Source organism: Stenotrophomonas sp. Ker107b, assembly GCF_053847245.1.
In genome coordinates, this window is sequence record NZ_JBSPHX010000001.1 from 1,614,948 (window position 1) to 1,628,146 (window position 13,199).

Annotated in this window: 12 protein-coding genes; 5 read left to right on the forward strand and 7 right to left on the reverse strand. The window is 66.7% G+C overall.

What is annotated here, in order from left to right; genetic code table 11:
* Positions 1-49 precede the first annotated feature (49 nt).
* A complete protein-coding gene (locus ACWV8V_RS07405; protein ID WP_455899348.1) occupies positions 50-1,834 on the forward strand; it encodes a putative bifunctional diguanylate cyclase/phosphodiesterase in 1,785 nt (594 codons plus the stop codon).
* 64 nt (positions 1,835-1,898) lie between these two features.
* Positions 1,899-2,138, forward strand: a complete 240-nt coding sequence (locus tag ACWV8V_RS07410; RefSeq protein WP_259259713.1) for a DUF1653 domain-containing protein — start codon at positions 1,899-1,901, stop codon at positions 2,136-2,138.
* Between the two features lie 39 nt (positions 2,139-2,177).
* Here ACWV8V_RS07410 and ACWV8V_RS07415 read toward each other — a convergent pair whose 3' ends face one another.
* On the reverse strand, positions 2,178-3,173 hold the full coding sequence (locus ACWV8V_RS07415; protein WP_455899349.1) for a GAF domain-containing protein: 996 nt from the start codon (positions 3,171-3,173) through the stop codon (positions 2,178-2,180).
* A 178-nt stretch (positions 3,174-3,351) separates the two neighbouring features.
* On the opposite strand from ACWV8V_RS07415, the gene ACWV8V_RS07420 reads away from it, so the two are divergent.
* From ACWV8V_RS07420 to ACWV8V_RS07430, 3 genes are all read left to right on the forward strand, one after another.
* A complete protein-coding gene (locus tag ACWV8V_RS07420) occupies positions 3,352-3,570 on the forward strand; it encodes a hypothetical protein (protein WP_259259711.1) in 219 nt (72 codons plus the stop codon).
* A gap of 161 nt (positions 3,571-3,731) precedes the next feature.
* Positions 3,732-4,946: an MFS transporter gene (locus ACWV8V_RS07425; RefSeq protein ID WP_259259710.1), complete on the forward strand. Its 1,215-nt coding sequence runs from the start codon at positions 3,732-3,734 to the stop codon at positions 4,944-4,946.
* A gap of 96 nt (positions 4,947-5,042) precedes the next feature.
* Entirely contained in the window at positions 5,043-7,766 is a 2,724-nt protein-coding gene (locus ACWV8V_RS07430) for a UvrD-helicase domain-containing protein (RefSeq protein WP_455899350.1), read from the forward strand.
* Positions 7,767-7,780: 14 nt separating this feature from the next.
* On the opposite strand, the gene ACWV8V_RS07435 is transcribed toward ACWV8V_RS07430, so the two are convergent.
* The 6 genes from ACWV8V_RS07435 to ACWV8V_RS07460 are packed head-to-tail and all read right to left on the reverse strand — an operon-like array spanning position 7,781 to position 13,199.
* Complete coding sequence (locus tag ACWV8V_RS07435; RefSeq protein ID WP_455899351.1) at positions 7,781-8,578, reverse strand: CHAD domain-containing protein; 798 nt, start codon at positions 8,576-8,578, stop codon at positions 7,781-7,783.
* A gap of 57 nt (positions 8,579-8,635) precedes the next feature.
* Positions 8,636-10,579, reverse strand: coding sequence for a response regulator (locus ACWV8V_RS07440; protein WP_455899352.1), 1,944 nt, complete (start codon positions 10,577-10,579; stop codon positions 8,636-8,638).
* Positions 10,566-11,426 carry a sensor histidine kinase gene (locus ACWV8V_RS07445; protein ID WP_259259706.1) on the reverse strand — a complete coding sequence of 287 codons (861 nt, stop codon included), beginning with the start codon at positions 11,424-11,426 and terminating at the stop codon, positions 10,566-10,568. Before ACWV8V_RS07445 ends, ACWV8V_RS07440 begins: the two co-directional genes overlap by 14 nt.
* Entirely contained in the window at positions 11,423-12,439 is a 1,017-nt protein-coding gene (locus ACWV8V_RS07450; RefSeq protein ID WP_259259705.1) for an ATP-binding protein, read from the reverse strand. Before ACWV8V_RS07450 ends, ACWV8V_RS07445 begins: the two co-directional genes overlap by 4 nt.
* On the reverse strand, positions 12,430-12,831 hold the full coding sequence (locus ACWV8V_RS07455; RefSeq protein ID WP_121037420.1) for an anti-sigma regulatory factor: 402 nt from the start codon (positions 12,829-12,831) through the stop codon (positions 12,430-12,432). Before ACWV8V_RS07455 ends, ACWV8V_RS07450 begins: the two co-directional genes overlap by 10 nt.
* Complete coding sequence (locus tag ACWV8V_RS07460) at positions 12,828-13,199, reverse strand: STAS domain-containing protein (RefSeq protein ID WP_019184175.1); 372 nt, start codon at positions 13,197-13,199, stop codon at positions 12,828-12,830. The genes ACWV8V_RS07455 and ACWV8V_RS07460 overlap by 4 nt, the downstream gene beginning before the upstream one ends.

Here is a 13,199-nt window from a genome sequence, read left to right on the forward strand (position 1 = left end):
GGCATGACACCCCGGATAGTAGCGGTGTAGTCGTGACAGGGCGCGGTAGATGCTGGACAGAAGCAATGATGTAGATCGGATCGCGTTGATCGAGGCGCTCAACGTGATGGATCCAGCGTTGGGTACCGCGCTCGATCCCATCGCCGAGTTGACCGCCTTCAGCTTTGGCGTCCCGATCGCATGGGTGTCCATCCTCGATGCCGATCACCAGCACATCATCTCCCGCGTGGGCTTGGCAATACGCCGCACCGATCGGCATGCCTCGATCTGCGCGCGGGCGCTGGGATCCAACACCGTCATGCAGGTCCCCGATCTGCGCCAGGACCCGCGCTTCGCCGATAATCCCCTGGTGACCGGGCCAGAGCAGCTGCGCTTCTATGCCGGTGCGCCACTGGTCACCAAGGCCGGCGTCGCGCTCGGCACCCTGTGCATCATGGATCGCGCACCGCGGCAGCTCTCTGCCGAAGAACAGCTGCAACTGCTGACCTTGTCGCGCGTGGTGGTCGCGCAGATGGAACTGAAAATGTCGTTGGGCCGCCGCGAGCAGATCAGCGGATTGCCCAACCGGCACCAGTTCCAGGCCGACCTCAACGCCCTGTCCCGCCATGCCGATACGCGTGCGTTCACTGGCGTGGTGCTGGATGTGTTCGATCTCCAGAGCGCCAATGATGCCGGCCAGGCGCTGGGCATGAAGCCGGTGGAGACCCTGCTGCGCCAGGCTGCCCTGCGCGTGCAGGATGTGCTGCGTGACCTGGCGCAGGTCTACCACATCGGGGTGACCCGCTTTGCGTTCCTGCTGGCCGACCACTCGCATGAACAGACCGAAGCGCTGCTCGATCGGCTCCGCATCCGCATGCGTCGGCCACTGATGGCCGGCAGTATCCCGATGTCGCCGCAGTTCCATGCCGGCGTCTGCGATTTTCTCCCGGTCCCCGGGCAGACCGGCGATCTGGTGCGCAAATGCCTGGTCGCCATGCACCACGCCATCCAGACGGACAACTGCCTGTGCTGGTATTCGCAGGAGCGCGACGATGCGTTGCGTCGCCGCTATCGGTTGGCCTCCGACGCCGGCCGCGGCCTGGCCCAGCACCAGTTCAGCCTGGTCTACCAGCCACGCTTTGATCTGATCACCAGACTACCGGTATCGGCCGAGGCCCTGCTGCGCTGGACCCATCCGCTGCTTGGTCCGGTCAGCCCCGGGGAGTTCATTCCAGTGCTCGAGCGCACCGCGCTGATGCCCGCCATCAGCCGCTGGGTGATCGACCATGCGCTTGCCCAGGCGGCGCAGTGGCAGAAGCGCGTCCCCGGCTTCAGCCTGTCGCTCAATCTTTCACCGCGCGACTTCGACGACCAACGGGTGTGGAACGTGCTGTCCGAACGACTGCACGCGCATGGGTTGGCACCGGGCCTGATCGAAATCGAGATCACGGAAGGCCAATGGCTGAACCACCATCCTGCGGCCCTCCCCCAGCTGCGGGAGATGGCCGCCGCTGGCGTACGCATCGCGATTGATGATTTCGGCAGTGGGTACAGCAACTTCGGTTACCTCAGCGAGGTGCCGATCAGCCACATCAAGATCGACCAGACCCTGGTCACCGGCCTGGCACGCTCGCGCACCGCGCGACTGAAGGTGGAAGCGATCATCAAGCTGGCCCGCCAGCTTGGGTATCGCACGGTGGCCGAGGGCGTGGAGAACGACGCCGAACTCTCGCTGCTGCGGCTGTGGGGCTGCGACGAAGCACAGGGCTATCACCTCGCCCGCCCCATGCATCCCGACGCGGTGCTGCATCTGGTCAGCGCCTGCCGGGCCGGGCCGCTGCCGGACGCGGGCTGACCCCGCGCGACGTCCTCGGCACCTCAGGCGATAATGGTCGGCCCGCCTGCCTCGCTGCCCGACCATGTCCGATCTCGCTCCGCTGCCCACCCTGCCCCTCGGCCACTACCGCCACTTCAAGGGCGGCAACTACGAGGTGATCGGCGTCGTGCGCCACAGCGAAACCCTGATGCCGATGGTGTTGTACCGGCCACTGGATGCGGAGATCGGGCTGTGGGTGCGCCCGTTCGAGATGTTCGTCGCGCAGGTGGAGGTGGACGGGCAATGGCGTGCGCGTTTTGCGCGGGTCGAAGTGGACGGCTGAGGGCAGTAAGACCTGCGCATCGCTGGCCCAGCGGTGCGATCAGCCCAAGACCGCCCGTCGCGCGTCCACCAGCTCACGCAACCGCGCGGTCACCGTGCGGAACTGCTCCGGCAGCATCGCCGCATCCAGTGCGTCGACCTGACCGGACAGCACCGACAGTGCCTCGCTCATGCTGGGCACTTTCTGGCCCGCCTCGGCGGACGCCTCCGGCACCTCCAGCTGCGCGCCGATGACGCCGGCCAGGATCTCGAATGCCTTCACCGTGGCGGCATCGAGCCTGGAGGGGTTGGGATCGAGCGCGCACAGGGTGCCGTGGAAGCCGCCATCGCGGCGGAACATCGGCACCGAGATGTAACTCTCGAACCCATACAGCGCCGGCGTGGGGTGGCTGGAAAACACCGGGTGGGTGCTGGCCTGATCGAACTGCACCAGATGGCGATGCTCGCGGATTTCATCGCAGATGGTGGTTTCCAGCACCAGGTCTTCGCCGGGTCGCAGACCAAAATCCAGATGGTCATGCACCGCGCAGGCAGTCCATCGATCCGCCGTGACGCGTGCCACGGCGACGAAACGCATGCCGGTCATCGCACTGGCCAGTTCCAGCATGCCCGGCACGGCAGGCATCGCCAGCAGCGCCGCGACATCGTCCAGACGCGGATCCGCCGAGATCGCAGGGTCCGCCAAGGGCGCCGTGCCGGGACCGTCTTCGTCGAGCGGATTCTCCATCGCGGACAAGCGGCGATCCAGCGCCTTCGCGTTGACCTCGTTGAAGAGGCCGCGCACCGACGCGGACAACGCGCGCGGGTCCTTGATGGCGCCGACGAAATGGATGCCCTGCCCGACCAGCCGGATCTGCTCGACGCCGTGATCCAGGCGCAGCGATGGCCACGCCAGGCGGTGCAGGATGCGCATCCAGTCATTGGGGGGCGTGTCATCCAGAAGCGCGGTGACGATCACGCGTGACGCGCCAGGCCCATCCTGCAGACCGGGCAGATCAAAGCCGATGAGCGCTGGAAAGCCCGTACTGATAGACATCACAACCCCTATGGCCACATGGCGCAGCCATCGACAGGTGGTGGCTTTGAAGGCAAATTGTCGCACGAATGAGCGAGACTGGCCTTGACCGAAGCCTGCGCCTGCGCCGCTGCCGCCCAAAAGGTGCAGCAGCTATCATGCGCGCACGGACATCTCTGCCACGTACAAAGGAATGCACATGTTGGATGGTTTCTCGCTGTTGATTGGCCTCGGCTGGGCGCTGTTCGGGCTGTTGTGGATCTTCGTTCCCTTCGCCATCTTCGGCATCAAGGGGCTGCTGCGGGAGATCCTGGCCGAACAGAAGCGGACCAATGAGATTCTCAGCCGCGCGCATGGTGTCAGCCCCCCGTTGGAGATGCCGGAAGGTCTGCCGTTCAGGCCCGAGCGTTATCCGTGAAGACTCGGCAATAGCCCATCAGGGCAGGCGTTGCGGGCTTACTCGGCTGCCCTTTCCGCAGGTGCGGGGGTGTTGCCCGGATCCAGCGTTCTACCGGATGCCCTGATTAATGTTGCGCTGCAGCAGTACAATGCCGCGCTCCCCCGTTCGACGCCCCCTGAATGAGCTCTTCTTCCGTCCCCCTGGCCGCCCGGCTCTCGCCGCGCGAGCGCACCCTGATCCTGCTGGCCTTGTCGCTGGGCGGCTTTGCCATCGGCACCAGCGAGTTCGCCAGCATGGGGTTGATGCTGGAGATCAGCCGCGGGCTGTCCATCAGTGAGACCCAGGTCGGTCACCTGATCAGCGCCTACGCCGTCGGCGTGGTGGTCGGCGCCCCGGTGCTGGCCTTCGCCGGTGCAGGGTTCGCCCGTCGCAACCTGCTGCTGGCGCTGATGGGCTTTTACGCCATCGGCAATCTGGCCAGTGCACTGGCCCCCAACTACGGCACGATGCTGCTGGCCCGGTTCGTCGCCGGTCTGCCGCATGGCGCGTACTTCGGCGTGGCGATGCTGGTGGCCGCCGCGATCAGTCCCCCGGCCCAGCGCGGCGCGGCGGTATCGAAGGTCTTGCTCGGCCTGTCCGTCGCCATTCTGGTCGGTAATCCGCTGACCACATGGCTCGGCCAGCAGCTCAGCTGGCGCACTGCATTCGCCGTCGTCAGCGTGTTGGCGATTGCCACAGTGGCCATGATCGCGCGCTTCCTGCTGCCAGATCCGGATGAAGTGCGCACCTCGCCGATGCGCGAACTGCGCGCGTTCAACCGCACCCAGGTGTGGCTGGCGCTGGCGATCGGCTCGGTGGGCTTTGCCGGCATGTTCTGCGTCTTCACCTACCTCGCCCCGACCCTGGTGCAGGTCACCGGCCTGGCCGAATCGTGGATGCCGCTGGCGGTAGGCATCTTCGGCATCGGCGCGATCATCGGCAACGTGGCGGGTGGCTGGCTGGTGGACCGCTTCCAGTTCCGCGCGGCGGCGGTGGTGCTGGTCTGGTCGATCATCGTGCTGCTGGCGTTCCCCTTGGCCGCGCAGTCGGTGTGGAGCGTGTTCCCGATGATCATCGCGGTGGGCACCATGGGCGCCCTGGCCGCGGTACTGCAGACCCGCCTGATGGATGTGGCCGGGGAAGCGCAGACCCTGGCGGCGGCCTCCAACCATGCCGCGTTCAATACCGCCAACGCGCTGGGCCCGTGGTTCGGCGGCATGGCCATCGGCGCCGGCTTCAGCCCGGCCGTGACCGGCTACGTTGGCGCGGCCACCGCGCTGGGCGGCCTGCTGTTGTGGGGCGTGGCGATGCTGGTGGACCGCCGTTCCCGCAGCGAGCCGGTGCTGCAGCAGTAAGCGCACGCGTCCATCGCAGGCCGACTCGACATCCCCGCCCCGGCGGGGATTTTTTCATTTCCTTATCATGGGTGTCCGATCAAACAGCGCTTACCGATGACGTACGAATGGGCCCCGAGCGACTGGGGTCAACGCCTCACGCGATCGCCGCACTGGCGCCTGCGCCTGGAAGACGACCAGCTGATGCTGACCCTCGACGGTCATCCGTTCCACGCGCCCCTCACCGCGCTGCAGGTGCACCCGCGCCTGCCGTGGGCACGACTCACCCTGCATCGCGATGGACAGGCCCCCTTGGTGCTGGGGGGCCTGTCCCCTGCCGCCGCCCGTCTGCTGGCCGAGGCGCTGGGCCAACGCCGTGGCGCGCAGCGTCAACGCGACCAGGTCACCCTGTTCCAGCAGGCCCACGCCGCGATCCAGCGCTGGCTTGCGCAGGTGCAGGCCGCGACCGATCTGGCCGCTGATGAGTCGCTGTGGCTCACGCATGACCAGCAGCAGGCCCTGCTGCAGGCGCGCCCCGCGCTGCCGCTCGATGAGGATGCACTGTGGGCGGTCTTTGATGACGCCGACCTGCGCAGCGGGCTGGGCGGCGATCCCTCGGCCATCGAAGAAGCCCTGATGCTCTGGCTGGCCGACTGGCCGGCCCTGTGGGCGCGCCGCAATGACGCACATGAGGCGCGCGAGCTGGTCGCCTGCCGGCCCCTGCTGGACCGTGTCGAAAGCCGTCCGCTCACCGATGAGCAGGCCCGTGCGGTGATCTGCTTCGACAACCGCGTCCAGGTGGTGGCCGCAGCGGGTTCGGGCAAGACCTCGACGATGGTCGCCAAGGCCGCCTACGCCGTCGAGCGCGGCCTGGTCGCGCCCGAGCGCATCGTCATGCTCGCCTTCAACAAGGACGCCGCCACGGAACTGCAGGCGCGTGCCGACCGCGCCTTCCAGCGTCTCGGCCTGGGCCAGGTGCGGGTGGAAGCACGCACGTTCCATGCGCTGGGCCGGCACATCATCGCCCAGGCCACCGGGCGTATGCCGCAGGTACCCGACTGGGCCGTCGATGCCACCCAGGGGTTCCATCGGCTGGCCGAGATCATCGACGCGCTGAAAGACCGCTCCCTCCATTTCCGCACGCAATGGGACCTGTTCCGGCTGGTGTTCGGCCGTGATCTGCCCGTGATCGGCGGGCCGCTGGAGGCCGAAGAGTGGGACAAGGACGGCCAAGGGTACGTGCGTACCTTGCAGGGCGAGCGCGTGTGCAGCATCGAGCACTGCGTGATCGCCGACTGGCTGTTCTACAACGGGGTGGCGTACACCTATGCACGACGCAACACATTCGATGCCGCGACCGATGCGTACCGCCAGTACCGCCCGGATTTCCACTATCCGGGCATCGCGCTGTATCACGATCACCTCCCCATGGAGGGGCATGAGCGGGCGCCGGCGCATCACGGTGGCGCCCCGGTCGCCGGCCATGGCATCGAGCGGATCCAGACCACTTCGCACCAGTTGCGGACCGGCGACCTGTTCGTGCGGCTGGGCGAGGCCTTGTCGCAGCGTGGCATCGAACTCGATCCGAATCCCGACCGCGAACTGCCGGATGGCGGCGCAACGCCGATGCCGGACACCGAGCTGATCGGCCTGGTCCGGACGTTCATCAGCCACGCCAAGAGCAACGGCCTGCACGTGGAGGACATGGTCGAGCGGCTGCGCCGGCTGCCCGACGATCACTTCAAGCACCGTTACCGCCTCTTCCTCGAACTGATCATCCCGATCCTGGACGGCTGGGACGATGCGCTGGTCGCCGAGGGCGGCATCGATTTCGAGGACATGCTCAACCAGGCCGCCGAACACCTGGAACAGGGGCGCTACGTTGCCCCGTTCGATCTGGTGATGGCCGACGAATTCCAGGATGCCTCGCGCGCCCGTGCACGGCTGTGCCGTGCGCTGGTACAGGCGCCGGGCAAGCATCTGTTCGCGGTCGGCGATGACTGGCAGTCCATCAACCGGTTCGCCGGCGCGGACGTGGCGGTAATGACCGGGTTCGTGGCGTGGTTCGGCCAGGGCCAGGTGCTCAAGCTCGAGCAGACCTTCCGCTGCCCGCAGGCACTGTGCGATGTCTCCAGCGCCTTCGTGTCACGCAATCCGGCGCAGATTCCCAAGCAGGTCCACTCGGTCACGCCCGCGTACGGGGCGGTCCTGCAGGCCTTCCAGGTGGCTTCGCGCGACCGGCTGGTCGGGGCGGTCGAACAGTATCTGGCGCAGTTGCACCAGCAGTTGCTGACCGGCCAGGTCCCGCCAGGGCGCGATGGCAAGGTCACGGTGTTCGTGCTTGGTCGCTACAACGCCGACCGTGCGTTGCTGCCGGCCACGTGGCGCGCACGCCATGGGCAGCACATGGAGGTCAGCTTCCTCACCGCGCACCGCTCCAAGGGTACCGAGGCGGATTACGTCATCCTGCCCGGCCTGCTGGATCGGCGCTTCCCCAACACGCGTGCCGACGACCCGGTGCTGACCTTGGCGATGCCCGAGAGCGATGCATATCCACTCGGCGAGGAACGCCGCCTGTTCTACGTCGCGTTGACGCGTGCGCGCCGCTCGGTGGCGATGTTCACGGTGCAGGGGCGCCGCTCGTCGTTCCTGACCGAACTGGTCAACGACGGCGCGGTACGCGTGACCTCGATGGCCGGCGATATGATTCACGAGCAGGCCTGCCCGGCCTGCAGCGTGGGTGTGATCGTGACGCGCACCGGGCCCTATGGCGCGTTCCAGTCGTGCTCGGGGTATCCGCGCTGTGAGTACAAGCCGCCGAAGATGGGCGGCATGGCGTAGATCGATCCTGGCGCCTACGTCTGGATCAAGCGGCGGTCCCGCATGTCCGCATCGATCTGCTCGATCAGCGCACGACGCTCCGGCACGCCGGGCATCACCCGCACCAGATTGCGGACCATGCGCAGGTCCTGCTGCCAGCCCAGCTGATCGCTCAGCGCATGCAGGGCACGCGCGTGCTTGCTTTGTCCGGGTCCCTTGATCGGCACCGAGCGGGACGGCGCCAACTGCGGCAGCGCCTCCAGTTGCATGCGCAGACGACGGACTCTGCGGCGCCAGCGATGCAGGTCGTCGGCATCGTGGCTGCGTGTCGCGCGCTTCTCCGCCTTCTGCGTACGCCGTTCACTGCGTGCCAGTCCTTTGCGGATGTCACCGCCTCTCAGGGAGTCCCATGGCTGCGCCTGGAGATCGGTCACGATACGCAGCAGTGCCGCTTGGCGGCGTGCAAAGGCAGGATCGCGCGCCAGCACGCGGGCGAGGACTGCCTCACGCCGTGCGGTCAAGCGGATGCACACCGCCTCCCAGAGTTGGTCGGGCTGCGCTGACGCCAGCCGTGCGCAGGTCTCCACGACCACGTGCGCGTCGCGCAACGCCGAGAGGCCATCTCCCAGCCGACGCAGTGCGGCGTCTGCCGCGGCTGTCACGAGCGCGCTGCTTTCCAGCAACGCCAGCAGGGCACGAAGGCGCCGGATGGTCTTGCGCGCCCGGTGCACCGCCTCGTGCACCTCCGGCGTGCGCTCAAATGCGTCGGCGATGGCCTGGCACTCATCGTGCGCCAGCGCGCGGGCGGCAGGACCGATCTCGGATGGCGTCATCGCAGTCTCCCCTGGGGGCGTCCGGCGATTGTACCCATGCCGCAGCGCGGGGCCCGCTCAGCCCGGGTTGAACATCTGCCGCACGCCCCGGAGCAGCTCGTTCACGCTGAACGGCTTGGGCAGCAGGGACATGCCCTGCCCCAGGAACTCATTGCGGACGGCCGCACTCTCCGTATAACCGGTCACGAACAGCACCGGCAAATGCGGGCGCAGTACCCGCGCCGCATCGGCAAGTTCCCGGCCGTTCATGCCCGGCAGACCCACATCGGACAACAACAGGTCCAGCTCACGGTCCGAATGCAGCTCCAACAAGGCCTGCTGTGCATTGATGGCTTCCACGACCTGGTAACCGGCCTCGACCAGCATCTCCCGGACCATCATGCGTACCGAATCGGTATCGTCGACCAGCAGAATCCGCTCGGCGCTGCCCCGGGTCAGCGGTAAAGGTGCCGAGGCGTCGTGGGCTGCAGGCTGGAGCTGGCCCTCGGGCAGCAGCAGCTCGATCTCGGTCCCCTCGCCACGTTCGCTGGCAATACGTGCACTGCCGCCGGATTGGCGTGCGAACCCGTAGGTCATCGACAGCCCCAGCCCGGTCCCTTCGCCCTGCGGCTTGGTGGTGAAGAACGGCTCGAACACCTTGGTCAACAGCTCCGTGGGTATGCCGACGCCGTTGTCGAGCACGGTCACGGTGATGTAGTGGCCAGGCGCCAGCTCATGGTCGCGCTCGATCTCGGCGCGCCCGGCACGGATGCGGATCAGCCCCTGACCCGCCAGTGCATCGCGGGCGTTGATCACCAGGTTGAGGATCACGTTCTCGAACTGGTTCGGGTCGGCGACCGCGATCAGCGGTTCAACGCCCAGCTCCAGCTCGAGTTCGATGTTCTCACCGATCGACCGCTGCAGCATGTCCTCCAGCGAGCGTACCCGCGCGACCACATCGAAGGTCTGCGGATCGAGCGGTTGCTTGCGGGCAAAGGCGAGCATGCGCTGGGTCAGCGCGGCCGCACGGTGTGCCGAGCCCGTGGCGATCTCGACGTAGCGGGAGGCCTTGTCCCATTTGCCGCTGGAGGCGGCGATCTCGATCATGTCCAGCCCGGAGATGATCGTGGTCAGCAGATTGTTGAAATCGTGCGCGATGCCGCCGGTGAGCTGGCCCAGCGCGTCCATCTTCTGCGCCTGCATCAACTCGATCTCGGTGCGCTCGCGCTCGGCGATCTGGAAGGCGAGCTCGGACGTCGCGCTCTCCAGTTCCTGGCGCTGCTCGTTGGCGCGCGCATGGTGTTCGGTGGTGTCTTCGATCAGCACCAGGCCCTGCCCGGCGGCCTGGTACGGCGTCACCCGCCATTCGGTCATGCGCAGGACTCCGCCCACCCGAAGGCTGAAGGTACCCTGCCAGCGCTCGCCTTCGGCCAACGCCACTTTCAATGCACTGAGCGGGACGACCTGATCCTGCAGCAGCTGATCGAGTTGGCCGGCCCCTGCCTGCTGACCCAGCAGACGGGTAAAGGCATCGTTGGCATCGTGTGCGTTGAGCGACGCATCCAATACCGCGATCGGGGCATTGATGTGACGGAAAATCTCGCGGAACCGCGCCTCGGTATCGCGCAGGGCTTCCTCGGCACGACGGGCGCGCAACAGGCTGCGCAGCGTGGCCAACAACACATCCGGATCGACCGGATGGATCAGATAGGCATCCGCGCCCGCGTTGAGGCCCGTGATCATGTCACCGGTGGCGATCGACGCCGCCGAGACATGCACCACCGGCAGCAACTGCAGCCGGACATCTTCGCGCAGCTGGCGCACCACATCGAAGCCGCTCATGTCGGGCAGGTTCACATCCAGCACCAGCGCGCCGAAATCATGCTCGGCCAGCCGTGCCAGGCCCTCACCGCCGGTACCGGCTTCCTCCACATGAAAGCCGTGGTGCTCCAGCACGCGGCGCACCGCATAGCGGGTCGCCACATTGTCATCCACGACGAGGATGCGATCAGGAATCGCCATTCACGGCCTCCGTGGCCAGGGTCAGCGGCAGCACCACGTAGAAGTTCGAGCCTGTGCCGATTTCGCTCTCGACGCCGACATGGCCACCGAGCAGCTCGGCGAAGCGTTTGCACAGCGACAGACCCAGCCCGGTGCCGCGCAGGCGCTTCTGCAGCGGGGTATCGACCTGCACGAAATCCTCGAACAGGGTGGACTGCAGCTCCGCCGGAATGCCGATGCCGGTATCGCGGACACTGAAGCGCACCGCGTTCTCCCCCTCCCGCTGGGTCGATACCACCACCTGCCCGCTGGGCGTGAACTTCAGCGCATTGGAAATGAAATTGCGCAGGATCTGTGCCAGCTTCTTGTCATCGGTGTACAGCATCGGCATCACCGGTGGATCCTCGAACAGCAGGTCCACCTGGTTGCCTTCCACCAACGGACGGAACATGCCCCGCAGCGCCGAAAACAGGTCCATCAGATCGAACCAGGCCGGCGAAATGGTGATGCGCCCTGCCTCGATCTTGGCCAGATCCAGCAGGTCGTCCACCATCTCGCGCAGCTCACTGGTCGAGGCGCTGATGAAACGCACCTGCCGGCGCTGCTCCGCAGTCAGCGGGCCATCCATGCCATCCTCCAACAGCCGCGTCATGCTCAGGATCGAGCCCAGTGGCGTGCGGAATTCATGGCTCATGTAGGACAGGAACCGGCTCTTCAGCTCGGACACCTCGCGCAGCTGCTCGGCCTGTTCGTCCAGCTCAGCGTACAAGGCGAGCACGCCCTGATTGGTTTCATCCAACTCAGCGCGCAGCGCATCGGCTTCCAGGCGCAGCCGCTGCAGCTCCTGGTCATGGGGTGAGGCGCTCAATGCAGGTCTCCAAGACGCAGGGCGACAATGCCGGCGTCATCCCGGCCACGATCGAAATCACGGTGCAGCACCGCCACGATCAACGCGGGGTGGCGGTGGAACAGGCCGGGGTAGTCGCGCAGGCTCCAACGCGCCTGCAGTCCATCACTGTGCATGACCAGCAGCGTGCCTGCCGCCGCGTGAAAATGGAATGGTTGCGCCTTGCGGTATTGCACCCCGACGATGCCCGGGTGCGAAGCCAACCCGCGTGATCCGGTGGGCTCGCACAAGCTGGCGGCGATATTGCCGATCCCGGCGAACTCCACCTGGCCACTCGCCACGTCCACGCAGGCCACCGCCGCCGCACCGCCGCGGGTGCCGGACATGCCCGCGTGCATGATGCCGATCGAGGCCGGCGCCCCGGCGACAGAGGCCTGTGCAACGGCAGCCACACCGGCCTGCGCTGCGTCGGCGGCGGGCAGTCCATGCCCCAGCCCGTCGATCACGGTGACCGCCACGGTCTGTGCATCGGCCCGCAGATGCCAGGCATCGCCACAGGCCAGCTCGTGGCGCATCGGAATCCGCAGGGCACCGTAGGGAACGTCGATATCGCCAGGCGCACGGCTGGCGTAGATGCGCGCCACGACAACCGCGCCCTTGGCATCGGACCAGGCATCCAGCACGGTGGCCTGGCGCTGGATCGCGCCCAGTCCCAAGCCCTGGGTACCGCCCGTTGAATACCCGTCCGGAAGACATTCGGCCAACGAAAAGCCTGGGCCGGCATCCACCGTACACAGCTCCACCCCGTTGCCGCCGCGGCCACAGACCGCGGACAGGTACATGCGGCCGCTGCACCCGTGCTTGAGCACGTTGGTGGCCATCTCGGTGGCCACCAATGCCGCACGCCCCGCGTCCATTTCATCCAGGCCGATCAGGTCGGCGAGCGCCAGCGCTTCGCGCCTGGCCTGCCCGACCTGTGAGGATTCCTCGACCACCACGATCCGCGTCACCTGGCCGCCGAAATTCAGCTCCATTTGGTGATCGTGATACGGGTGCCCTGCCCCGGTGCACTCTCCAGTTCGAACTCATCCACCAACCGGCGCGAACCGGACAACCCCAGGCCCATGCCGGAGCCGGACGACCAGCCATCGGTGAGCGCCTGCGCGACATCCGGGATGCCGGGACCATTGTCGGCGAAGACCAGCCGCACGCCCTTGCGCAGTCCCTTCTCGACCACTTCCCAATCCATGGTCCCACCGCCCCCGTAGATGACGGCATTGCGCGCCAGCTCGCTGGCCGCGGTGACCAGCTTGGTCTGGTCGATCAGACGCAGCTTGCACGCCACGCAGATCTGGCGTGCGGCCTGGCGGGCCAGCACGACATCCTGCTCTATGCGGATCGGCAGCGAACCACTGGACGCACTCATGAGGCTGCTTCGTCTTCGTCGGTCCGCTGCAGCAGCTTCATGCCCCGCTCCACATTCAGTGCAGTACGCACGCCACTGAGCGTCAAGCCCAGCTCGACCAGCGTGATCGCCACTGCAGGCTGCATGCCGACCACCACCGTGGTGGCATCCATGATCCGGGCGAGCGACGAAATGGTGGCGATCATGCGACCGATGAACGAATCGACGATATCCAGTGCGGAGATGTCGATCAGCACACCGCGCGCGGAGGTGCTGCGGATCTTCTCGGTGAGGTCGTCCTGCAGGGTCAGCGCGAGCTGATCATGCATGTCCACCTGGATGGTCACCAGCAGCAGATCGCCCATCTGCAGGATCGGGATGCGCTCCAT